The following is a 23164-nucleotide window of genomic DNA, read 5'->3' on the forward strand; positions in this document are numbered from 1 at the left end:
GCGATGCTGTTCCGCCAGCTCGAGTACCTCGTCGCGCTCTCCCGGGAGCGCCACTTCGCGCGCGCCGCCCAGGCCTGCCACGCCTCCCAGCCGGCCCTGTCCGAGGCGCTGCGCAAGCTGGAGGACGAGCTCGGGGTGCTGCTGGTGCGGCGCGGCCGCGCCTACGAGGGCCTGACCCCGGAGGGCGAGCGGATCGTGCTGTGGGCGCAGCGCATCCTGGCCGACCGGGACGCCCTGCGGGACGAGGTGGACGCGCTGCGCACCGGTCTGAGCGGACGGCTGCGGATCGGCTCGGTGCCGACCGCCTCGGGCGCGGTGTCCCTGCTCACCGGGCCGTTCTGCACCGCCCACCCGCTGGCCGCCGTGGAGTTGTCCACCGATCTGCGCTCCGAGGAACTCCTGCGCCTGGTACGGAACTTCGAGATCGACGCGGGCGTCACCTACCTGCCGGGGCCGGGCCACGAGGACCTGCGCGCAGTCCCGCTGTACGAGGAGCGGTACGTCCTGCTGACCGGCCCGGCCGACGAGCTGGCCCAGCACCCGCGGGCGACGTGGGCGCAGGCCGCCCGGCTGCCGCTGTGCCTGCTGCACCCGGGCATGCAGGGCCGCCGGGTGCTGGACGAGGTGTTCGCCGGCCTCGGGCTGGAGCCGACGCCGCGGGTCGAGACCGACTCGGTGGCCTCGCTCTTCGCCCACGTCCGCACCGGGCAGTGGGCGAGCGTGGTGCCGTACGCGTGGCTGCACGTGTTCGGCGTGCCGCAGGGGATGCGGGCCGTCCCGCTGGCGGAGCCGGCGCACAGCGCGCCGATCGGGCTGGTGATCGCCGCCCGGGAGCCCGGCTCGGTGATGGCCCGCGCGTTGCTGGAGGTCGCCCGGCGCACGGAGGTGGCCGCCGTGCTCGGCAGCCTGCCGGGCGGGTGAGCGTCCGGTGCGACGGGCCGCCGGCCACCGGCCGGGCTCGACGCGCGGGGTCCCACCGCCCGGCATAGCCTCGACCCGACGCCGGGTGCCCGACGCCGGGTACCCGCCCCGGGTGCCCGTCTCCGGGCGCCCCCGGGTGTCCGACCCCGTGCGCCCGTGCGCCCGTGCGACGGAAGGCGAGTGCCGTGACCACCTCCGACGACGACGTGACCACCGCCGCGCGGCAGCGGCCGGAGGACGTCGGCCCCTCCCCCGCCGGCCCGCCCCACGTCCGGCCGTACCACCACCCGGCCGCCGGCTGGGGCGCGGCGAAGAGCGTCACCCGCTTCCTGGCGCGCGAGGGCGCGTACCTGGACGGGCCGCGGGCCGTGATGCGGATGAACCACGAGAACGGCGGCTTCGACTGCCCCGGCTGCGCCTGGCCCGACGACACCAAGGGCCTGCACCTGGACATCTGCGAGAACGGCATCAAGCACGTCACCTGGGAGATGACCCGCAAGCGGGTCAGCCGGGAGTTCTTCGCCGCCCACACCGTGGGCGAGCTGTCCGGGTGGAGCGACTTCGCCCTGGAGGACCAGGGCCGGCTCACCGAGCCGATGGTCTACGACCCGGCCACCGACCACTACGTCCCGATCACCTGGAAGGACGCCTTCGCGCTGGTCGGCCGCACCCTGCGCGGGTTGGACGACCCGAACCGGGCCGCCTTCTACACCTCCGGCCGGCTCGGCAACGAGGCGACCTTCCTCTACCAGCTGATGGCCCGCGAGCTGGGCACCAACAACCTGCCCGACTGCTCCAACATGTGCCACGAGGCCAGCGGCCGGGCCCTGCAGGCCGCGCTCGGCACCGGGAAGGGCACGGTCGACCTCAAGGACTGGGAGGTCACCGACGCGCTGTTCATCCTGGGCGTCAACGCGGCCTCCAACGCGCCCCGGATGCTCACCTCGCTCGCCGAGGCGTACCGGCGCGGCGCGCGGATCGTGCACGTCAACCCGCTGGTGGAGGCGGCGGCGACCCGGACGATCATCCCGCACGACTTCACCGACATGGCGCTGAACCGGGCCACCCGCACCAGCACCCTCAACCTCCAGCCGCGGATCGGCGGCGACATGGCGCTGCTGCGCGGCATGGCGAAGGCGATCCTGGAGCAGTCCGCGACCGACGAACGGGCGCTGGACCGGCTGTTCATCGAGCGCCACACCAGCGGCTTCGAGGCCTACCGCGACATCTGCGCGGCCACGCCCTGGGAGGAGATCGAGCGGCAGAGCGGGCTGGACCGGGCCGCCGTCCTGGAGGCGGCGCGGGTCTACCGGGAGGCCGACCGCTCGATCTTCAGCTGGTGCCTGGGCGTCACCCAGCACGAGCACGGGGTGGACACCGTCCGGGAGATCGTCAACCTCCTGCTGCTGCGCGGCAACCTGGGCCGCGAGGGGGCGGGCCCCTCCCCGGTGCGCGGGCACAGCAACGTCCAGGGCAACCGCACCTGCGGCATCGACCACCGACCCACCGCCGCGTTCCTGGACCGGCTCGCCGAGGTGTGCGGGATCGAGCCGCCGCGTGAGCACGGGCTGGACACCGTCGGCACGATCGAGGCGATGCGGCGCGGCGACATCACGGTGTTCGTCGGCATGGGCGGCAACTTCGCGCTCGCCGCGCCGGACACCCCGTACACCCACCAGGCCCTGGAATCCTGCGAGTTGACCGTCCAGGTGAGCACCAAGCTGAACCGCAGCCACCTGGTGCACGGCCGGGCCGCGCTGATCCTGCCGTGCCTGGGCCGCACCGAGAAGGACCACCAGCGGGCCGGGGTGCAGTCCACCTCGGTCGAGGACTCGATGAGCATGGTGCACCTGTCGGTCGGCATGAAGCGCCCGGCCTCGCCGCACCTGCTCTCCGAACCCGCGATCATCGCCGGGATGGCCCGCGCGGCGCTGCCGGACAGCCCCGTCCCCTGGGAGTGGTACATCGAGGACTACGACCGCGTCCGCGACACCATGGCCAGGGTCCTGGACGGCTTCGAGGACTTCAACCGCCGGGTGCGGCTGCCGCTGGGCTTCCGGATCAAGCAGCCGGCCCGCGAGCTGGTCTTCGACACCCCCTCCGGCAAGGCCGAGTTCTCCAGCGCCCCGCTGCCCGACGTCGTCCCCGAGCCGGGCACCCTGGCGCTGGGCACGATGCGCTCGCACGACCAGTGGAACACCACCATCTACTCGGACGACGACCGCTACCGGGGTGTGCGGAACCTGCGCACCCTGGTGTTCATGAACCGGGACGACATGCGCGAGCGCGGCCTGGCCGAGTTCGACCGGGTCGACGTCACCAGCACCGCCCGGGACGGCTCCACCCGCTCGGTGCACGGCTACCTGGCCGTCCCGTACGACATCCCGCGCGGCTGCGCGGCCGGGTACATGCCGGAACTGAACGTGCTGTGCGCGATCGGGGACCACAGCACCCAGAGCGACCAGCCGATCATGAAGCACCTGAAGGTGACCGTGACGAAGGCGACCCGATCGTAAAGGTTTAACCAAGTACGCAAGTATCGCCTCCGAGCAGGGCTAAGCTCGGACGAGTTGGGGTGAACCGGCGGTCGCGTTCCGCGGGCCGGTGAACTCCTTGCCGCGTCGATGACACGCACCACGGGGTGCACCGGCCGGGAGGAGGCGAGAGACATGGATTGCAGTAGTCCGGGCCACAGCAGCCCCTACCCCCGCTTGCCCTCGTACACCTCCGGCATGCGGTAACACCATTCCCTGCACGATGTCCTGACGATCCGTCAGCCACGACGACACGTCGTTTCCGCACGCGGTTCCACCGTGCCCGCACGCCTGCGTACGGGCCGCCGCCACCGCGTGTCGATGCGCCGTGCCCGCTTGCAGGGAACGCTGCCGCCTGCCTCCGACCCGCCCCGCCTGCCCGGGGCCCAGGGAGGAAACGTCATGACCACCCACGCCACTCTCGACTCCACGGTCCCCGAGCCGCGTTCGGCCGTCCTCGACGACGCGCACATCGGCGACATCAGGGGTGCGCTCGGCACCATCCGGCTCGACGACACCACGCCCCGCCACGGCCTGTCGGCGCGGCTGAAGACGCTGCTCGCGATCGTCGGCCCCGGCCTGATCGTGATGGTCGGCGACAACGACGCCGGCGCCTTCTCCACCTACGGCCAGGCCGGCCAGAACTACGGCACCAAGCTGCTGTGGACGCTGCTGATGCTCGTCCCGGTGCTCTACGTCAACCAGGAGATGGTGCTGCGCCTGGGCGCCGTCACCGGCGTCGGCCACGCCCGGCTGATCCTGGAGCGCTTCGGGAAGTTCTGGGGCGCGTTCAGTGTGATCGACCTGTTCCTGCTGAACGCCCTGACCCTGGTCACGGAGTTCATCGGAGTGACGCTCGCGGCCGGGTGCCTGGGACTGCCGAAGGCGGCCTCGGTGGTACTGGCGGCCGGGATCATCGTCGCCTCGGCCTTCACCGGCTCCTTCCGGCGCTTCGAGCGGGTCGCCGTCACCCTGTGCATAGGCTCGCTGCTGCTGGTCCCGATCTACTTCATGGTCCACCCCAGGACCTCGCAGATGGCCCACGACTTCGTCGTGCCCAGCATGCCCGGCGGCGCCGGCGAACTCGCCGCCGTGATGCTGGTCATCGTCTCCATCGTCGGCACCACCGTCGCCCCGTGGCAGCTGTTCTTCCAGCAGTCCTACGTCATCGACAAGCGGATCACCCCCCGCTTCATGAAGTACGAGAAGGCCGACCTCTGGATCGGCATCGTGATCGTGATCGTCGGCGCCGCCGCCATGATGGGCCTCACCGCCGCCGCCTTCGCGGGCACCGACGGCTTCGGCCAGTTCTCCGACGCGGCGGCCGTCGCCCGGGGCGTCGAGGACAAGGCCGGCCGGCTGGCGGGTGTGCTGTTCGCCATCGCGCTGCTGGACGCCTCGATCATCGGCGCCTTCGCGGTCTCCCTGTCCACCGCGTACGCGATCGGCGACGTGTTCGGCATCAGGCACTCGCTGCACCGCGGGGTGAAGGGTGCCAAGGGCTTCTACGGGATCTACGCGGGCCTGGTCGTCGCCGCGGCGGCGATCACCCTGCTCTCCACCGACTACACCCAGGGGCTGATGACCCAGTTCGTCCAGGTGCTGGCCGGGGTGCTGCTGCCGTCCGCGACCGTCTTCCTGCTGCTGCTCTGCAACGACCGGGCCGTGCTCGGCCCCTGGGTGAACGGCCCCAGGACCAACGCCTTCACCTCGGCGGTGGTCGGCGTCCTGGTGATGCTCTCGCTGATCCTCACCGCCGCCGTGGTCTGGCCGGACATCAGCTCCGGGGCGATCCTGTGGATCATGGCCGGCTGCGGCGTCGCCGGGGTGCTCGTCGCCGGGTACTCCTTCACCGCCGGGCGCCGCGGCACCAAGGAGGACCCCGTCGACCGCACCGGCCGGGAGAACTGGCGGATGCCCCCGCTGGAGACCCTCGACCGGCCGGTGATGTCCACCGCCCGCAAGGTCGGCATGGGCGCGCTGCGTGCCTACCTGCTGCTCGCGATGGCGATGGTCATCGTCAAGATCGTCCAGACCGCGCTCAGCCACTGAGCCGCGGACCGGGCCGACGGACCGGCACCACCACCACCTCCCCGTCCGCCCCGACGTCCGCCCCGTCCGCCCCGACCCCGAAGGAGTCCGACCACCATGGCCCTGCGCTACCCCAGGCTCGACGCCCTCTTCTCGGACCACCCCGCACCCGCCCCTAACCGGCGCCCGGCCCCGCGCCCCTTCCCCGCGCCCGGCCTGGTGGTGGACACCGAGCAGCGCACCGTCACCGTCGAGGGCCGCCAGGTCACCATGCCGTACCTGGAGTTCGAGCTGCTCGCCCACCTGGTCGGCAACCCGCTGCGGGTGCACTCCCGGCGCCAGCTGATGGAGAACGTCTGGGGCCGCACCGACACCGGCGACTCCCGCACCGTCGCCACCCACATCGCCCGGATCCGGCGCAAGCTCGGCCCCGGGCACCGGGAGGCGATCGCCACCGTCCGGCAGATCGGCTACAAGTACGACCCCCGGCTGGCCCGGACCGCCTGACCGCTTGACCGCCCCACAGAAGGACACGTCACCCGTCGAAGGAGGGCCCCGCGATGACCCGAACCGTCCTGTTCCCCCGGACCGGCAGAGGCACCGCCCTGTGCGGCGTCCTGCTGCTGATCACCACCGAGGGCCTCGCCGTCGGCCTCGCACCCCACCCGCTGCGGCTGTTCCTGTCCGGTGCGCTCGTCGGCGCCTCGGTCGCCGGGCTGCTGCTCGCCCTGCTGCTGGCCGGCAGCCGGCGGCGGCAATCGTCGGACACGCGCTAGCCGGGCGGGCCCCGGGGCGGTACGTCATGCGGTACGGCATGCGGGACGGGTTTGCATACGGACGTACCGAGGGAGCAGACTGCCCGGGTTTGCGCCGGAGGTACCGCCATGACCCTGCTGAAGCCCGCCCCGGGCCGCACCCGGAGCCCAGTGCCTGGCGGCCGGTCCCGGAGCCCGCTGCCCGGCGGCCGGTCCGCGGGCCTGTTGCCCGCCCGGACGGCGAGCCGCCTCGGCGGGCGGGTGTGGGTGGACCTGGTCGTCGCGGCCGCCGTCCTGGTGCTGCTCTACCTGGTGCTGCGGCTCGGCCAGGGCGGCTCCGTCCGGTTCTCCTCCGTCCGGGACTCGGCCGTCGACACCGACCCGGCCCGGCTGCCGTACGACGCGGTGCGTTCGCTGCTGCGGATGTTCGCCGCGCTCGCCGTCTCGGTCGTCTTCACCTTCTGCTACGCCTACGCCGCCGCTCGCAGCCGCCGACTGGAGCGGTGCTGATCCCGGCGCTGGACATCCTCCAGTCGGTGCCGGTGCTCGCCTTCCTGAGCGTCGCGGTCTCCGGCTTCCTCGCGCTCCTCCCCGGCCCGGTGCTCGGCCTCGAGTCGCCGCCGTGTTCGCCATCTTCACGTCCCAGGCCTGGAACATGACCTTCGCCTTCTACCAGGCGCTGGTCTCGATGCCGCGCGAACTCGACGAACTGTCCCGCTCGTTCGGGTTCAGCCGGTGGACGCGGTTCTGGAAGGTCGAGCTGCCCTCGGGGATGATCGGCCTGGTCTGGAACGGCATGCTCGGCTTCGGTGGCGGCTGGTTCTTCCTGGTCGCCTCCGAGGCGATCACCGTGGACGGCCGGCGGTACGCGCTGCCCGGGGTCGGCTCGTACGCGGGCGCGGCCATCGCCGCCGGGGACCTCGGCCGGGTCGGCTGGGCGATCGCCACCATGGTGGTGCTGGTGATCGGCGTCAACTTCCTGTTCTGGCGGCCGCTCACCGCCTGGGCCGAGCGCTTCAAGAACGAGCAGTCCGAGGCCACCGAGGTGCAGCGCTCGGTCGTGCTGGACCTGCTGCGCCGCTCCCGGCTGCCCACCGCGCTCGGCGGGGCACTGCGCCCGGCCGGACGGGCACTGAACCGGGCCGGGCGGGTCTTCGGCACCGCCGCCCACCCGCCGGCGGCCCGCCCCGGCCGACGGCGGGCCGGGGACGTGGCCTTCGCCCTGGTCGCGGGGCGGCATCGTGCTGTGGGGCGTCCTCGACCTGGGCCGCTACCTCGCCGACCGCACCGGCCTCGGCGTCTTCGGCGAGCCGCTGCTGCTGGGCCTGGCCACCCTCGCCCGGGTGCTCGTGCTGGTCGTGGTGGCCACCGTGGTCTGGGTGCCGATCAGTGTGAAGATCGGCTTCTCGCCCCGGCTGACCAGGATCGCCCAGCCCGTCGTCCAGGTGCTGGCCGGCTTCCCGGCCAACTTCCTCTTCCCCCTGGTGGTCTGGCTGCTGCTGCGCACCGGGGTGTCGATCGACCTCGGCGGCATCCTGCTGATGGCCCTCGGCTCCCAGTGGTACATCCTGTTCAACGCCATCGCCGGCGCCATGGCCGTGCCCGCCGACCTGCGCGAGGCGATGGACGACCTCGGCGTGCGCGGCTGGCAGCGCTGGCGGCGGCTGATCATCCCGGCGGTCTTCCCGGCGTACGTCACCGGTGGCATCACCGCCTCCGGCGGCGCCTGGAACGCGTCCATCGTCGCCGAGGTGGTCACCTTCGGCTCCACCACGCTGACCGCGACCGGCCTCGGCGCGTACATCGCCCGGGCCGCCGAGCACGGTGACCACCCGCGCCTGCTCGCCGGAGTCGCGGTGATGAGCCTGTACGTCGTCGTCCTCAACCGTCTGCTCTGGCGCCGGCTCTACCGGCTGGCCGAGCGCCGCTACTCGCTGTAGTCCGGAGTCCGCCGATGCGCTTCCCGTTCCGCCTCCGCGCCACCGCCACCGCTTCCACCGCTCCCGTTCCCACTCCTGCTCCCGCCCCGGTTCCCGAAGGGGACGAGGGGGATCGGGAGGTGCTGCTGGAGGCCGCCGGCCTGACCAAGGCCTACGCCGGGGCGGCCGGCGAACTGCCGGTGCTCTCCGGCATCGACCTCACCGTGCGGGCCGGCGAGATCGTCGCCGTGCTCGGGCGCTCGGGCTCCGGCAAGTCCACCCTGCTGCGCTGCCTGGCCGGGCTGATCCCGCCCAGCTCCGGCACCGTCCGCTACCGCGGCACCCCGCTCACCGGCGCCAACCCCGGCACCGCGCTGGTCTTCCAGACCTTCGCGCTGCTGCCCTGGCTGACCGTCCGGCAGAACGTCGAGCTCGGTCTGGAGGCCCGCGGGGTGCCGCCCCGGGAGCGTGCCCGGGCCGCCGCCCAGGCCATCGACCTGATCGGCCTGACCGGCTTCGCGTCCGCCTACCCCAAGGAGCTCTCCGGCGGGATGCGCCAGCGGGTCGGCTTCGCCCGGGCGCTGGTCGTCGAACCGGACGTGCTGATGATGGACGAACCGTTCTCCGCGCTCGACGTGCTCACCGCCGAGAACCTGCGCGGCGAGCTGATGGAGCTGTGGGACTCCGGCCAGTTCCCCACCCGGGCCGTCGTCCTGGTCACCCACAACATCGAGGAGGCGGTGCTGATGGCCGACCGTGTCGTGGTCCTCGGCGCCCGCCCGTACGGGACCATCCGGGAGACCGTCGAGGTCGCCCTGGAGCGGCCGCGGGACCGCGAATCGGCGGCCTTCGACGCGCTGGTGGACCGGGTGTACCGGATCATGACCGGCCGGCCCATGGACACCCGGCCCGCCGGCCGCACCGGCCACGACCCCGACCCCGATCGGCGCACCGTCGCCAGCACTCCGCTGCCCCCGGCGAGCGTCGACGGCCTGTCCGGTCTCGCCGAGACGGTCGCCCACCGCGGCGGGAGCTGCGACCTGGCCGGGCTCGCCGACGAACTCGGCCTGGACATCGACGACCTGCTCCCCCAGGTCGACGCCCTCGACCTGCTCGGGCTCGCCGAGGTCCACGGCGACGACCTGCTGCTCACCGGGACCGGCGCCGCCTACGCCGGGGCCGACGCCCAGGACTCCCGCGCGGTGTTCGCCGCCGCGGCCCTGGAGGTCCCGCTGGTCAAGCTGATCGCCAACAGCCTCGGCGGCCGCCCCGGCGCCACCGTCCGCACCGGGTTCCTGCGTGACCTGCTCGGCCGCCACTACACCGCCGAGCAGACCGACCGGCAGTTGGAGACCGCCACCGACTGGGGCCGCTACGCGGGGCTCTTCGCGTACGACGCCGACCGGCAGGAGTACCGGCTGCGGTAGCGGCTCCCGGCCCCGGGAGCCGGACGGACCGGCGGGCCGCGATACCGGCGAACCCCAGCGCCCCGTGCCCCCGCCCGCGGAGAATGCCGTCGGGGCCGGCGCACCCGTCGTGCCGGCACGTCGACCGGACGGAGAACACAGGGATGTCGGACAGGCGCTCCTTCCTCAGAACCGCCGCCGCGGCCGGGACCGTTCCGTACGCCGCGCGCGCCGCACCGGTCGCGCGACCGGAGCCGGAGCCGGAGCCCCGGTCACGGCCGCGGGAGCGGGAGCGGGAGCGGGAGCGGGAGCGGGAGCGGGAGCGGGAGCGGGAGCGGGAGCGGGAGCGGGAACAGCGGCGCGGCCACGAGTACTTCATGGCCCAGGCGATCGTCGAGGGCCGCAAGCTGGATCGCTACCCCTTCGGAGCGGTGATCGTCCGGGCCGGGGTGGTGGTGGCCCGCGGGGTCGCCGCCGCCGCGGAGAACCCGACGTACCACGGGGAGATGGTCGCCATCGAGGACCACGCGCAGCGGGCGGACGACCCCGACTGGGGCGCCACGACCCTGTACACGACCGCGGAGCCCTGCCCGATGTGCATGAGCGCCTGCGCGTGGGCCGGGATCCGGCGGGTCGTGTGGGGGACGACGATCGAAGGGCTGCGCCGCACCGGTCTGGGTCAGATCGATCTCGCCGCGACCGCCGTCGCCGAGGCCGCCAGGTCCTTCTACTCCCCGCGGCTGCTCCTCGGCGGCGTGCTGGCCGCCGAGACCGACGCGATGTTCCGCCGCGCCCGGGCCATCCGCGACGGCGGGATCCCGGCGGGCACGGGCTGATCCGGGCGCGGCGCGCCGGGGAGCCGGACGGGCTGGGCGGGCTGGGCGGGCTGGGCGGGCTGGGGCCGGACGGGACCGGCCGGTTAGCCGGTCGCCGGGCGGCGGCGCACCGCGCGGGCCGCGCGGGCGAAGGGCTGCGGGGCGGTCGCACCGGCCGGAGCGGCCCCGTCGTCGCCGCCGTCGCGGCGGTCGGGCAGGTCCTGGGCGATCAGCGCGGCCTCGGTGAGCAGCCCGCGCACCTCGGTGGCCCGGTAGAAGATCCGCGTGCCCTCCCGCCGGGCCACCACCAGACCGGCCGCCCGCAGCTTCGCCAGGTGCTGCGAGGTCGCCGCCACGTGCGCCCCCAGCAGCTCGGCCAGCTCGCTCACCGGCAGCTCCCGGCCGCTCAGTGCCCACAGCAGCCGGTAGCGCGACGGGTCCGCCACCGCCTTCAGCACCGCCACCGCCCGCTCCGCCGCCTCGGCGTCCCAGGCCTCTTCCCGCACACCACCCATACAGGGATCGTACCGAGGTGCGCCCGCGCGCCCGGGTCGGGAAGATCCGACGGCGGCCCCGGGGCGTGCGCCGGGCGTTCGCGCCGGGCGGTCGCGCCGGGGTCAGCGCGCCGGGTACGCCTCCGGCTCCAGGGTCGAGCTGGTCCGGAGCACGTCGGTGACGCTCAACTCGTAGAACGAGTACCACGTGTCCCGCCCCTGCTGTTGGGCGTTCCGGTGCTCCAGGTCGGCGCGCCACTGCGCCAGCGTCTCCGGGTTGCGCCACCACACCAGCGTCAGGCGTTCGCCGTCCTCGGCCTCGTAGCTCTTGACCCGGACGAGGTCGTCGCCGTAGACCGCCCGTGCCTTCTCGGCGAGGTGGTCGTCCGTCGTCCGGTAGTCGCCGTCGACCTGCTCCGAGAAGCGCGACCTGAACACGACCAGAATCATCTCTGTCTCCCATCAGTTCCGGCTGATGACATCTGATGACACAGCAGTTCCCCCGGTTCCCACGGTTCACCCGGTCCCCGGTGGTTCCGTTCCCGCGCCGGCCCCGCGAAGGGCCTGCGGAACGTTCCGGAAGTCCATTCCAGGCAGGCACGAAGCCGCAGGTCAGAGGGCATGGAACCGTTCCGGCGTCCCGGCCTGGCCGGGAAGTCTGGCGGACCGGGCGGACGGCGGACCAGAGTTCTGCCCAGCGGCCGGTGCCGATGGCCCGCCGCCCCGTCCACTCCTTCATCCGCGGCTTCGTCCGCGATCCGTTACGGGGGAACCTCCATGTCCGTTCGCCGCGCCGTGTCCGCTCGCCGTGCCCTGTTCGTCCCGGCCGCCCTCGCCCTGGGCGCCTCCCTCACCCTGACGGCCTGTGGGCCCGACGGCGGCGACGCGGCGCAGCCCGCGAAGCCCGCCCGGTCCGCCTCGGCCGCCGCGCCCGCCGCGCCCGCCGGAGACGCCGCCCAGCCGACCGCCGGAGCTCCCGCCCCGGCCGCCGGAGCTCCCTCCTCCGCCCGCCCCAAGACCCCCGTGGCCCCCGCCACGGCCGGCGGGGGCGCGGCCGGAACCGATGAGGCGTACGCCTACACCCACTCCTGCAAGGCCGACAAGCTGACGGTCAAGGTGACCACCAGGGCCGGGTCGCCCGACCAGCGGGTGATCGAGGTGCACAACCAGGGCAGCACCTACTGCGGTCTGAGCTACTACCCGCTCGTCAACCTCGGGAGCTCGAAGGCCCCCGACCACGGCAACGACCTCACCCCGCTGGTTCCGGGCGGGCTGGGCGGCCCGCCGGCCCACGCGCTGGCCCCCGGCAAGAGCACCTACGCGGTGGTGGACCTCAACCCCGGCAGCGGCAGCGTGGCCGACGTGGACCAGCTGAACGTCCTGGCCGACGACCAGATGCCCAACTCCGACACCCGGACCTTCCAGCTCGGCGCCGGCGCGAAGGTCGGCAAGCAGCCCAAGGTCGGCCTGTACCGGGACAACGTCGCCGACGCGGCCTCCTCCACCGAGACGGCCGGCCGGAGCTGACCTGCTGCGTCGCGCTCCCCCCGCTCCCGGTACGGTGATCCGCGGATCGGTGACATCCCGGGCCGGCCCGGGGTGGGGGAAGGGCAGCAGATGAGTGTGGAGACCGAGGAGTTCGCGGCGATGCTGCGCGAACTCAAGGAGCGTTCGGGCCGCAGCTACGGGGCCCTGGCCACTCGGCTGCACGTCAGCACCTCCACCCTGCACCGCTACTGCAACGGCGCCGCCGTACCGACCGAGTACGCGCCGGTGGAACGGCTGGCCCGGGTCTGCGGGGCCGGCACCGAGGAACTGGTCGAGTTGCACCGCCGCTGGATCCTGGCCGACGCGGCCCGCCGCCGGGAGTCCTCCGCCGCGGGCGCCCCGGCCGGCACCGGACCGGCACCCGCACCGCGGCCGGAGGCCCGGCCGGAGCCCGAGACCGATCCGGCGCCTGGCCGGGAGCCCGATGCGAAGCCCGGCCAGGAGCCCGGCCAGGAGCCCGGTCAGGAGCCCGGTCTGGAGCCGGAGCACCGGCCGGGCGCCGGGCCCGACCGGCCGTCAGCCGCCCTACCGGAGGAGGAAGAGGAGGTGACGAACGCGACCCCCTCGGCCCCGCCCGCCGGGCCGCGCCGCCGCGTCCGCGCCCGAGTGCTGTTGAGCGCGACCGCCGTGGCCGTGCTGGCCGCCGTGGTCTCCGGCCTCGTGCTGCGCGAGGCCGGAGACACCCCGCGCACCTCCGCCCCCTCGGCCGTCTCCTCGGCCGTCTCCTCGGCTGCCGCACCGTCCGTCTCCGCCGGTGCGGTGGCCGGCACCGCGCCCACCGACGCCCCGGCTCCGCCCGCCCCCTCGGACCCCGCCGCCACGGACACCCCGTCCGCGACCGCCTCGGCGATCCCCGAGGAGCTCCCCCCGCCGTTCCACGTCAGCGTCCTCAACAACAACTGGGGCAGCCTCTGCAACCAGTGGTTCCTCTCCGCCCGCTCCCCCGCCCAGGTGGCTCCGCCCCCGTCGTCCTCCGGCCGGATCGACAGCTGGGCGGCCTCCCAGCGCATGGTCCCCGCCGGGCACCTGCGCATCGAGCTGACCGCCCTGGGCGCCGACTCGGACACCGTCGTGCTGAACGCCATGTACGTGCAGGTGGTCAGCACCCGGCCCGCACCCAAGTGGAACGCCTACACGCCCGGGTCCGGCTGCGGCGGCGGGCTCGAACCGGCGGCCTTCGCGGTGGACCTCGACGCGGCCACGCCGCGCGCCGTCCCCGTCCCGGGCAACGAGGGCGAACGGAAGACCGCCACGACGGACTTCCCGTACCGGATCTCGGCCAACGACCCGCAGGTGATCGACGTGGACGCCTCCACCCGGTCCCAGGACGTCAGCTGGTTCCTCGAACTGGTGTGGACCGGCAAGGACGGCCGCAGCGGCACCACGCGGGTGGGCCTCGGCGACCAGCAGCAGTTCCGGACCGTGGGCAGGCACGGCGCGCCGAACTACTTCTACAACGGCACCGCCTGGGCCCCGGACCACGACGAGGGCTGAGCCCGACCGTCGGCCGGGGGCGGAACGTGCCCGCCCTCTGGATTGTGTCAACGGTGTCGGCATAACCTCGGCGGATGACCGACCGCGTAGTGCCCGAACCGCAGCGACGCCGACGCCGTCCCACCAAGCAGGGCGTGGTGCTCTCCGCCGAGCTGATCGTCGACACGGCGATCCGGCTGATCGGCGGGCACGGCGCCGAGGCGCTCACGGTGCGGCGGCTCGGCTCGGCCCTCGGCGCCGACCCAAGCGCGGTCTACCGCTACTTCCACAGCACCGACGACCTGCTGCTCGCCATCGCCGACGAACTGATCGGCCGTGCCCAGCGTGGCTGGCGGCCCACCGGCGACTGGCGCGCCGACCTGCGCGCCATCGGCCTGCGGATCCACGCCAGCTACCAGGCCCACCCGCAGGCCGCCATCCTCGCCGCCCACCGCACCACCGGCCGCACCCACGAGATCGCCGCCGTCGAGGCGATCCTCGGCGTCCTGCGCACGGCGGGTTTCCCCGACCCCGAGGCCGTCCGGATCTACCACGCCTTCGTCGACCAGAGCCTCGGCTTCGCCGCCCTGGACGCCGCCATGCTCGCTCTCCCGGCCGCCGCCCAGAACGCCGACCTCGACGTCTGGCAGGGCTCCTACGCCCGGCTCGACGCCGTCGACCACCCGCACATCGCGGCCACCGCCCACCTGCTCACCACCGACATGCACCGCAGCGGGTACCCGTACGCCCTGGACCTGCTGCTGGAGGCCGCCGAGGCCCGGCTGCGGGCGGCTGGCGGCTGAGGAGGAGGGCGCGCGCCGCTGCGCGCGGGAACGCGGCCGGCCGTCGGTGGTGGGCCCCCGGGCTCACCACCGACGGCCGGTCCGGCCCCGGGCCGGCTCACTGCGCCGCGTGCACCAGCTCCCCTCCGACGTACGTCCGCAGCACCCGGGCGTGGGCGATCTCCTCCGGCGGCCCGGTGAGGATGTCGCGGTCGAGCACGACGAGGTCGGCCAGGTTCCCGGCCGCGAGCACCCCGGCGTCGTCGTGCCCGTTCAGGTGGGCGCTGCCGGCCGTGTAGGCGGCGATCGCGGCGGACAGGTCGAGCCGCTGCTCGGGCAGGAAGACCTTCCCGTCGGTGGCCTCCGGCTCCATCCGGTTGACCGCCACGTGCAGCCCCGCCAGCGGGTCCGGGCTGCTCACCGGCCAGTCGCTGCCCGCCGCCAGGGTGGCGCCGGCCCGCTGGAGCGCGCCGAACGGGTACTGCCAGGCGGCCCGCTCCGGCCCGAGGAAGGGGATGGTGAGCTCGTCCATCTGCGGCTCGTGGGCCGCCCAGAGCGGCTGGATGTTGGCGACGGCGCCGAGCCGGGCGAAGCGCGGCAGGTCGTCGGGGTGGACCACCTGGAGGTGGGCGAGGTGGTGGCGGGTGCCGCGCCGGCCGTTGGCGGTGCGGGCGGCCTCGACGGCGTCCAGCGCCTCGCGCACGGCCCGGTCGCCGAGCGCGTGGAAGTGCACCTGGAAGTCGAGCGCGTCCAGTTCGGTGACGTACCCGCGCAGCGCCGCCGGATCGACGAAGCTGAGGCCGGTGTTGGCGGTGGCGCAGCCGCAGCCGTCCAGGTACGGGCTGGTCATCGCGGCGGTGAAGTTCTCCGCGATGCCGTCCTGCATGATCTTCACCGAGCCGGCCCGGAACCGGCCGTGGCTCAACTCGCGGCGCCGCCGGACGAGTTCGGGGATCTGCTCGGCGCCCCGGTCCCGCTCCCACCAGAGCGCGCCGGTCACCCGGGCGGTCAGCGCGCCGGAGCGGGCGGCGGCCAGGTAGGCGTCGGAGGGGTCGGGCATGCCGTTGAACTCGCCGAGCAGGGCGTCCTGCCAGCCGGTGATGCCGAGCGAGTGCAGCAGGCGCTGGGCGCGCAGCAGTCCGTCGAGCCGGTCGGCGGCGGTCGAGGGCGGGATCAGTCGGGCGACCAGGGCGGTGGCGCCCTCCTGGAGGGTGCCGCCGGGGGTGCCGTCGGCCTCGCGCTCGATCCGGCCGTCGGCCGGGTCGGGGGTGTCGGCGGTGAGGCCGGCGAGTTCCAGCGCCCGGGTGTTGGCCCAGGCGCCGTGGTGGTCGCGGTTGGTGAGGTAGACCGGGCGGTCGGGGACGACGGAGTCGAGCAGCTGCCGAGTGGGCAGGCCGCCCTCGAAGCTCTCCATCGACCAGCCGCTGCCGGTGATCCACTCCTGCTCCGGGTTCGCCTCGGCGTACGCCCGGATGCGCGCCAGGTAGTCGGCGACGCCGACGGTGCCGGTGAGGTCGCAGGACGCCAGCTCCGCGCCGCCGCCCACCGCGTGGATGTGGGCGTCCTGGAAGCCGGGCAGCAGCAGCTTGCCGGTGAGGTCGACGACCTCCGTCCTCGGCCCGATCAGCTCCCGGACCTCGTCGTGCCCGACGGCGACGATCCGTTCGCCGACGACCGCCAGGCCGCTCGCCCGGGTGCGGGCCGCGTCGCCGGTGTGGACGGGGCCATGGGTGAAGACCAGATCGGCCTCGGTCATGGGTGGTGCTCCGTTCTCGCTTGGTCGTGCTTGGTCGTGCTTGGTCGTGCTTGGTCGTGCTTCGTGCTTCACGCATCATGCGCCGTACGGGTCCTACCCGGCGGTCTCCCCCAGGAAGTACGGCGAGCGCCGCCGCCAGCGGGCCCAGGCCGCCGCCGGCAACCCGCTGACGATCATCAGGATCACCACGGACAGCTCGAACCAGCCGTTGTCGGCGGCGAGTTCGAAGTGGTCGGCGGAGTCGTAGAAGGTCCAGGCGAGGTAGCCGCCGACGGCGAGCAGCGCCGCCGCGCCCAGGATCGGTCCGACCACCGCGCGCAGGCCCTCCAGTGGGGCGGTGCGCAGCAGGCCGCGGAAGCGGACGGCGGCGGCGATGGCGGTGAGCGCGTAGTAGAGCGCGACGACGATGCCGATGGCGTTGACCGCGGCCGAGATCAGGTCGTTGACGGTCGGGATGGCGATCGCGCACAGGGCCAGGGCGACGGCGAAGCCGGTGACCAGCAGGGTGCCGGCGGCGGGGGTGGCGTGGCGGGGGTGCAGTCGGGTCCAGACCGGGCCGAGCACCCGGTCGCGTCCCATCGCGTACATCCCGCGGGCGGTCGGGATCACCGAGGACTGCAGCGAGGCCACCGCGGAGAACATCAGTGCGATCAACGGCAGTGCGGCCAGCGGCTGTTCGGCCAGTTTCGTACCGAAGTAGGTCAGCCCGTGGGCGCCGTTGTCGGCCAACTCGTCCAAGGGCAGCACCCGTTGGAACGCGGTGCCGGCGAGCAGGAACAGCAGCAGCATCACCACCAGGGCGATCATGCCGCCCCGGGAGGCGTCCCGCGGGTCGCGCACCTCCTCGCCGACACTGAACACCGACTCGAAGCCCCAGTAGCAGAAGACCGCGAGCACCATGCCCTGCGCGACCGCGCCGAAGGAGGGGATGTCGAAGGGGTTGTACCACTGGAGCGAGAACGGCTGGTCCCCGGCGAACAGCCCGTAGCCGCAGAAGCCCAGCAGCACGACGTACTCGAAGACCAGCAGCGCCTTCTGCAGCCTCGCGGCCAGGTCCAGCCCGCGCACCGCGACCAGCGCGGCGCCGACCAGCACGACCAGACCGATGAGCGTGCACTGCACCGTCGAGTCCGCGTCCAGCCGCAGGCCCGCGACGCTGCGCAGGTGGGCCAGGTCGAGCAGTTGGATGACCGAGGAGCCGGTGACGGTCGTGGTGTACGCCATGAAGACCACGGTCCCCACGGTGTTCACCCACCCGGTCAGGAAGCCCAGCCAGGGGCTGAGGGTGCGGCCGACCCAGCGGTAGCTGCTGCCCGCGTCCGGGTCGACGGCGTTCAGCCGCCCGTAGCCGCCCGCGATGGCGAGCACCGGCAGGAAGGCCAGCAGCATGATCGCCGGCAGGTGCAGGCCGACCACCCCGGCCATCAGGCCCAGGCCGATCCCGATACTGCTGGTGGCGGCCGTGCTGGAGGCGGCGATCGCCGCCCCGTCCAGCAGGCCGAGCGACTGTCGCATCGCGACGTGGGAGGCTCGCGCGTCCGCTCTCGGGCTGCCGCCCGTGTCCTTCACCGTCGATGCCAACGGATCACCGCCTTGGTCGTGGGGTGCGCGTGTGGGGGAGCTCCCGCACCGGTCGGAGGGGGTGACGCGGACGGGAAGTGCGAGCCATGAAACCGGCGCCGCCCGCACACGTCAATGCCGTTGTCATAAGAGCGCCGCGCCCGGGCGCCGGCCGTCGGGTTCCCCGCCGACCGCCCTCGGTTAACCCCGGATTCACCGGCCGCCGGAAATCACGTTCACCTCGGCCGCCTAGCGTCGTTCGTCCCCCCGGCCCCGGCCGTGTGGCCGCACCGCCTGACCGCACCGCCGCCTGCCGGAACCCTGCACGAGCACCGTGAACCAGAACCGTTCCGACGAGAGGGAACCACTGATGCTCCAGCGCAACCGCCGGTCCACCACCCTCGCCCTGAGCGCGGTGGCGCTGGCCGGCGCACTGACGCTCACCGCCTGCGGGGACGAGAAGCCCGGGCCCACCGATGCGAGCGCCGCCTCGATCGCCTGCGGAGGGAAGGGCGGGAACCTCCTCGGCGCCGGCTCCACCGCGCAGGGCAACGCGATGGACGTCTGGAAGACCGCCTACAACGCCGCCTGTTCCGGCACCACCGTCAACTACAGCGGTGGCGGATCCGGCGCGGGCGTCCAGCAGTTCAACCAGGGCAAGGTCGCCTTCGCGGGCACCGACTACGTGCTCAAGCCCGCCGACGTCGACGCCTCCAAGTCGGTCTGCACCGGCGGCCGGGCGATCGACCTGCCGATGGTCGGCGGCCTCGTCTCGCTGGTCTACAACCTGGACGGCGTCGACAACCTGGTGCTGGACGGCCCGACCGCCGCGAAGATCTTCGACTCGCAGATCACCAGGTGGAACGACCAGGCGATCGCCGCCCTCAACCCGGGCGCCAAGCTGCCGGACGCGGAGATCCAGTCCTTCCACCGCTCGGACGACTCCGGCACCACCTACAACCTGACCTCCTACTTCGCCAAGACCTCCGGCGGGGCCTGGAGCGCGGCGCCGGACAAGGCCTGGAAGGGCAAGGAGGGCCAGTCCGCCAACGGCAGCGCCGGCGTCTCCGCCCAGATCAAGCAGGTCAAGAACTCCATCGGCTACGCGGAGCTCTCCTACGCCCAGGTCAACAACCTGAAGAGCGCCAGGATCGCCACCGGCGCCGCCAAGCCCGTCGAGGCCACCGGCGCCAACGCGGCCGCCACCATCGCCTCCTCCACCGTGGCCGGCACCGACGGCGACCTCGCGCTCTCCCTCGACTACGGCACCAAGGCCGACAACGCCTACCCGATCGTCCTCGTCACCTACGAGATCGCCTGCGACAAGGGCAACAAGGCCGACACCCTCGCCGCCCTCAAGTCCTTCCTCACCTACACCGTCGGCGACGGCGCCCAGAAGGCCATCGGCGAGAAGGGCTACGTCCCCCTCCCGGCCGCGATCGCCGACAAGGTCAAGGCCGCCGTCGCCACCCTCGCCTGACCCGCCCCGCACCCGCGCCGCCGCCGGCCCCACCGGGGCCCGGCGGCGGTGTCTTCCAGGACCCGGCCGGCTGCCCCCTCGTCAGAGTTCGTCGAGGGGCTCGTCGAGGACGCCCTGGCGGGCGATGATGTAGCCGAGGTGGCCGCGGCTGCGGCTGCCGAGGAGTTCGCTGGCCTTCTGGATGTGGCTGGAGACGGTGCGGGTGCTCATGCCGAGGCGGGAGGCGATGGCCTCGTCGGTGTAGCCGTTGACCATCAGGCGCAGGACGTTCTGGCGGGTGCGGGCGGTCAGCAGCCGGGGGCGGTGGTGGCCGTGCTGGTAGGTGACGGGCTCGGCACGCTCCCACATCAGCTCGAAGATCTTGAGCAGGTACTCGACCAGCGGCGGGAGTTCGATGAGCATGGCCGCGGCCTCGCGGTCGGCGCCGGCCGGGATGAAGGCGGTGGTGCGGTCGCAGATGATCACCCGGTCGAAGACCTCGTTCAGGGTCCGCACCTGGGCGCCCTGGGCGGTGACCTGCTCGATGTAGGCCAGCGTCGGGCCGTGCGAGCGCACGGTGTGCTGGTAGAGGGTGCGCTGGCGCACGCCGCGGCCGGCCAGGGCGAGGTCGCGCGGGAGCGCGTCGGCGAGTTGCTCGGGCCCGCGGCCGCCGCCCGGCTGGGCGGTGAGCAGTTCCTCGGAGCAGGCGGCGACGGCCTTCTCCAGCGCGAGGTTGATCTCCTCGCCCGCCAGTAGCCGGATCGGCAGCTTGGCCTGCCGCATGACGTCGCGGTAGGCGTGCTCGGCACTGTGGAAGGAGGTGTGCAGCGCGGCGAGCCGTTCCTGGTGCGCCAGTACGGCGAGTTCGAGCGGACGCGCTAACCCGGTGACGGCGATGTCGGGCGGGACGGGGGCCAGCCGGTCGCCGGGGCCGGGCAGCGGGCGCAGCAGCCCCATGGCGAGCAGGCATTCGGGGGCTTCGCCGGTCGCCTCCCCCTCGGCCAGCGCCGTGCGGTAGAACTCGATGCCCCGGTCGCAGAGCTGGGGGGTTCCCCTTTCCGCGCAGTTGTCCTGAGTTGGGCACATCTGGGCATCCTTCCGGCTTCGGCATTGCGGTTTCACGAATGCCCGTACCGGCTACCGCCAGGCATCAGAACCGGCAAGATGGAGGTGACTGCCGTTCGGACGCCGCCCCCCGGGCTCCGACAGCCGTGAGTGTACGCCCAATGGGCGCGGAAATCATCGGCTGACAGTAGTCGGGTGAGCACGCAGGAGGGGGAGCCGACGGTGGCGGTCACGATCACGGCCGCGCCCGGCAGCGGTGACCCGGGGGATTGCCGGCGCATCGCACCTGGCGCCCCGGCGGGGTGCCCGGAGCGGGCGGTCGGCGCATGGAACGGCCTACAGACGGAAGGCACCCCCAGTTGCGAGCTGATTCCGACCCAGCGACACCGCCCGCCGCCCTCGCCGGCCTGGTGGACCAGCGCCTGGTGCGACAGTTCGCGGAGGCCGCCGCCGCGCAGGTCGGCTCCGGTGCGGTCCGGCTGCTGGGCGACGGCGGGATCCTCCAGGCCTTCGCCAAGCAGCTGATCGAGGGCGCCCTGGAGCTCGAACTCCAGGAGCACCTGCGCGGCTCCGGCTCGGATTCCGGCTCCGGGTCCGGTACCGGCGGCAACGGCCGCAACGGCGCCCGGGCCAGACGGCTGCTCACCGAGATCGGCCCGGTCGAGGTGCGGGTGCCCCGGGACCGCGAGGGCAGCTTCACCCCCAAGGCCGTCCTCCCCCGGGCCCGGCGGCTGCCCGGGCTCGACCGGCTGGTGATCTCGCTGACCGCGCGCGGCCTCAGTTCGGGCGAGCTGGTGGCGCACCTGGCCGAGGTGTACGGGGTGGAGCTGAGCAGGGAGACCGTCTCGGCCATCACGGACCAGGTGCTCGACGAGCTCGCCGAGCGGCGCGGGCGGCGGCTCGACCCGGTCTACCCGGTGGTCTTCGTCGACTCGGTGCGCAGCGGCCGCTCGGGCGGGCCGCTGGTGCACCTGGCGCTCGGGGTCTCCGTCGAGGGCCGGCGCGAGGTGCTGGGCCTGTGGCCGGCCGCGGACGGGGAGCAGTGGCCGCAGGTGCTGGCCGGGCTCGCCGGGCGCGGGGTGCGGGAGGTCTGGGTGCTGGTCGGCGGCACCGGCGCGGCGCTGGCCGAGGCGGCGGCCGAGCAGTGGCCGAGCACCGTGGTGCACGGCTCGGTGGCCCACCTGCTGCACGCGGCGCTGCGGCACGCGCCCGGCGAGGACTGGGCGGCGCTGTCGCGGGCGCTGCGCGGGACCTGTACGGCGGCGACCGAGGCGGCCGCGCTGGAGCGGCTGACCGAGGCCGAGCGGGAGTGGGGGCCGAGCCACCGCGAGGTGTTCCGGGTGTGGCGCTCGGGCTGGCCGCTGCTGGCGCCCGGTTTCCGCTTCGGACCCGAGGCGCGGCGGCTGCTGACGGGCGGGGGCGCGCTGGAGCGGCTGCACGCCCGGCTGCGCCGGATCGAGCAGTCCGCGGGCCGGGTGCAGGACGAACGGGCCGCGCTCAAGCGCGCCTATCTGGCGACGCTCGCCCTGGAGTCGCCGGCCGGGGCGGGGCGGCCGGGGGTCGAGGACTGGCCCGCCGTCCGGGCGGAGTTGCGCCGGGGCTCGCGGCGGCGCGCGGGGGTGCGCGTCTCCGCACTGCTCCCACCACTGATCTGACAGAGCCAGGCGGGGGTTGGATCATGTCTGTCTGTTTTTGACACGATCTGCCCAGGCTTCCGGTTCCCGCATTGCGTGTTCACGATCACAAAGAGAGCTTCCAAGCACGTTTGGGCCTTCGGCAGGATGCGTTTCAGAGCGAAGAGGGCAGACCGCCCTCCTCAGGAAGAGGAATTCGCGATGCCAAGCCTTGCCGTCCGCGTCCACAAGATGCCCGGGATGCGCACCGTTCGACCGGCCGCCGTGGTGGGCCTGCGACTCCACGACCGGCCGCACCCGTCCACGGATTCCCTCGGCGCCCACGACTCCCTCTGCGGGGACTCCGGCTGGGGTCCGTGAGCCTCGGCTCCGTCGACCACCCGATCCTCGCCTTCTCGCACTGCCCCGAACAGACCTGATCAGAGAGGAACCGACGATGGCGAACCCGTTCGAGGACCCCGAGGCCAGCTACCTCGTCCTGGTCAACGACGAGGGCCAGCACTCGCTCTGGCCGGCCTTCAGCCCGGTGCCCGCCGGCTGGCAGCAGGTGTTCGGCGCCGCCGGACGTCAGGACTGCCTCGACTACGTCGAGCAGAACTGGCAGGACCTGCGGCCGAAGAGCCTGATCGCGCAGCTGTCCGAGCACTGACCTCGGCCACCGCCCACCGACCGTCGGCGGGCTGAACACCCGGCTTCCGTACGGGGATCCCCGCCGAGCGGCCGCTCACCCGGCCACACCGCCTCGGCGCCGACCGCGGAGCAGACCGCCGCTCACCCGGCGTGGCACCGCGCCCGAGCCGCCGCTCACCCGGCCGCTCCCCGGCCCTTCCCCCGGTCGTCGGCACCACCCGCGGCACGGATCGCACCACACCATCGCGGCACCGGATCGCACCACACCGCACCGTCGCGATCCTCCGCACCACACCGCACCGCCGCGATCCTCCGCACCACCGCGAGCCGTCTCACCCTCGCGAGCCACCGCTGCACCCCACCACCGCCGTACGGCCCCGTC

Annotated in this window: 21 protein-coding genes and 1 pseudogene; 17 read left to right on the forward strand and 5 right to left on the reverse strand. The window is 73.6% G+C overall.

The window, feature by feature from the left end:
* Positions 1–3: 3 nt before the first annotated feature.
* From ACIQ87_RS03205 to ACIQ87_RS03250, 10 genes and pseudogenes are all read left to right on the forward strand, one after another.
* Positions 4–921, forward strand: coding sequence for a LysR family transcriptional regulator (locus tag ACIQ87_RS03205; protein ID WP_402400726.1), 918 nt, complete (start codon positions 4–6; stop codon positions 919–921).
* 206 nt (positions 922–1127) lie between these two features.
* A complete protein-coding gene (locus tag ACIQ87_RS03210) occupies positions 1128–3437 on the forward strand; it encodes an FdhF/YdeP family oxidoreductase (protein ID WP_402400926.1) in 2310 nt (769 codons plus the stop codon).
* A 420-nt stretch (positions 3438–3857) separates the two neighbouring features.
* On the forward strand, positions 3858–5507 hold the full coding sequence (locus tag ACIQ87_RS03215; protein WP_402400729.1) for an NRAMP family divalent metal transporter: 1650 nt from the start codon (positions 3858–3860) through the stop codon (positions 5505–5507).
* Between the two features lie 96 nt (positions 5508–5603).
* Positions 5604–5993, forward strand: coding sequence for a winged helix-turn-helix domain-containing protein (locus tag ACIQ87_RS03220; protein ID WP_402400731.1), 390 nt, complete (start codon positions 5604–5606; stop codon positions 5991–5993).
* A 53-nt stretch (positions 5994–6046) separates the two neighbouring features.
* Complete coding sequence (locus ACIQ87_RS03225; RefSeq protein WP_402400734.1) at positions 6047–6262, forward strand: hypothetical protein; 216 nt, start codon at positions 6047–6049, stop codon at positions 6260–6262.
* A 108-nt stretch (positions 6263–6370) separates the two neighbouring features.
* Positions 6371–6751, forward strand: coding sequence for a hypothetical protein (locus ACIQ87_RS03230; protein ID WP_402400737.1), 381 nt, complete (start codon positions 6371–6373; stop codon positions 6749–6751).
* A gap of 145 nt (positions 6752–6896) precedes the next feature.
* Positions 6897–7163 (forward strand): annotated as a pseudogene (locus tag ACIQ87_RS03235) (ABC transporter permease subunit); the annotation flags it as partial.
* 319 nt (positions 7164–7482) lie between these two features.
* The gene (locus ACIQ87_RS03240) at positions 7483–8181 is read left to right on the forward strand and encodes an ABC transporter permease subunit (protein ID WP_402400740.1); all 699 of its coding nucleotides are present in this window, start codon (positions 7483–7485) and stop codon (positions 8179–8181) included.
* 14 nt (positions 8182–8195) lie between these two features.
* A complete protein-coding gene (locus ACIQ87_RS03245) occupies positions 8196–9587 on the forward strand; it encodes a nitrate/sulfonate/bicarbonate ABC transporter ATP-binding protein (RefSeq protein ID WP_402400743.1) in 1392 nt (463 codons plus the stop codon).
* Positions 9588–9730: 143 nt separating this feature from the next.
* Positions 9731–10402, forward strand: a complete 672-nt coding sequence (locus ACIQ87_RS03250) for a deaminase (RefSeq protein ID WP_402400745.1) — start codon at positions 9731–9733, stop codon at positions 10400–10402.
* An 83-nt stretch (positions 10403–10485) separates the two neighbouring features.
* Here the strand turns inward: ACIQ87_RS03250 and ACIQ87_RS03255 are convergent, their stop codons facing one another.
* Together ACIQ87_RS03255 and ACIQ87_RS03260 are read right to left on the reverse strand one after the other, a co-directional pair.
* A complete protein-coding gene (locus ACIQ87_RS03255) occupies positions 10486–10896 on the reverse strand; it encodes an ArsR/SmtB family transcription factor (RefSeq protein ID WP_402400748.1) in 411 nt (136 codons plus the stop codon).
* 102 nt (positions 10897–10998) lie between these two features.
* Positions 10999–11313, reverse strand: coding sequence for an antibiotic biosynthesis monooxygenase family protein (locus tag ACIQ87_RS03260; protein ID WP_402400751.1), 315 nt, complete (start codon positions 11311–11313; stop codon positions 10999–11001).
* 339 nt (positions 11314–11652) lie between these two features.
* Here ACIQ87_RS03260 and ACIQ87_RS03265 point away from each other — a divergent pair, with 339 nt between their 5' ends.
* The 3 genes from ACIQ87_RS03265 (at position 11653) to ACIQ87_RS03275 (ending at position 14699) form a co-directional block, all read left to right on the forward strand.
* Positions 11653–12402, forward strand: a complete 750-nt coding sequence (locus tag ACIQ87_RS03265; RefSeq protein ID WP_402400754.1) for a DUF4232 domain-containing protein — start codon at positions 11653–11655, stop codon at positions 12400–12402.
* A 90-nt stretch (positions 12403–12492) separates the two neighbouring features.
* On the forward strand, positions 12493–13917 hold the full coding sequence (locus tag ACIQ87_RS03270) for a helix-turn-helix domain-containing protein (RefSeq protein WP_402400756.1): 1425 nt from the start codon (positions 12493–12495) through the stop codon (positions 13915–13917).
* A gap of 74 nt (positions 13918–13991) precedes the next feature.
* Positions 13992–14699, forward strand: coding sequence for a TetR/AcrR family transcriptional regulator (locus ACIQ87_RS03275; RefSeq protein WP_402400759.1), 708 nt, complete (start codon positions 13992–13994; stop codon positions 14697–14699).
* A gap of 97 nt (positions 14700–14796) precedes the next feature.
* On the opposite strand, the gene ACIQ87_RS03280 is transcribed toward ACIQ87_RS03275, so the two are convergent.
* Both ACIQ87_RS03280 and ACIQ87_RS03285 read right to left on the reverse strand, forming a co-directional pair.
* Positions 14797–16434, reverse strand: a complete 1638-nt coding sequence (locus ACIQ87_RS03280; RefSeq protein ID WP_402400762.1) for an amidohydrolase — start codon at positions 16432–16434, stop codon at positions 14797–14799.
* 93 nt (positions 16435–16527) lie between these two features.
* Entirely contained in the window at positions 16528–17949 is a 1422-nt protein-coding gene (locus ACIQ87_RS03285; RefSeq protein ID WP_402400765.1) for an APC family permease, read from the reverse strand.
* Between the two features lie 412 nt (positions 17950–18361).
* Between ACIQ87_RS03285 and pstS the strand changes: the two genes are divergently transcribed.
* Positions 18362–19474, forward strand: coding sequence for a phosphate ABC transporter substrate-binding protein PstS (gene pstS, locus ACIQ87_RS03290; protein WP_402400929.1), 1113 nt, complete (start codon positions 18362–18364; stop codon positions 19472–19474).
* An 81-nt stretch (positions 19475–19555) separates the two neighbouring features.
* Here the strand turns inward: pstS and ACIQ87_RS03295 are convergent, their stop codons facing one another.
* The gene (locus tag ACIQ87_RS03295; protein WP_402400767.1) at positions 19556–20539 is read right to left on the reverse strand and encodes a LuxR C-terminal-related transcriptional regulator; all 984 of its coding nucleotides are present in this window, start codon (positions 20537–20539) and stop codon (positions 19556–19558) included.
* Positions 20540–20877: 338 nt separating this feature from the next.
* Between ACIQ87_RS03295 and ACIQ87_RS03300 the strand changes: the two genes are divergently transcribed.
* From ACIQ87_RS03300 to ACIQ87_RS03310, 3 genes are all read left to right on the forward strand, one after another.
* A complete protein-coding gene (locus ACIQ87_RS03300; protein WP_402400770.1) occupies positions 20878–22173 on the forward strand; it encodes an IS256 family transposase in 1296 nt (431 codons plus the stop codon).
* A gap of 180 nt (positions 22174–22353) precedes the next feature.
* Positions 22354–22512: a hypothetical protein gene (locus tag ACIQ87_RS03305; RefSeq protein ID WP_402400773.1), complete on the forward strand. Its 159-nt coding sequence runs from the start codon at positions 22354–22356 to the stop codon at positions 22510–22512.
* A 76-nt stretch (positions 22513–22588) separates the two neighbouring features.
* Entirely contained in the window at positions 22589–22801 is a 213-nt protein-coding gene (locus tag ACIQ87_RS03310) for an MbtH family protein (protein WP_392872619.1), read from the forward strand.
* Positions 22802–23164: the final 363 nt, after the last annotated feature.

Origin of the sequence: Kitasatospora sp. NPDC096204 (assembly GCF_044763205.1) — a bacterium.
Classification (GTDB): Bacteria; Actinomycetota; Actinomycetes; order Streptomycetales; family Streptomycetaceae; genus Kitasatospora.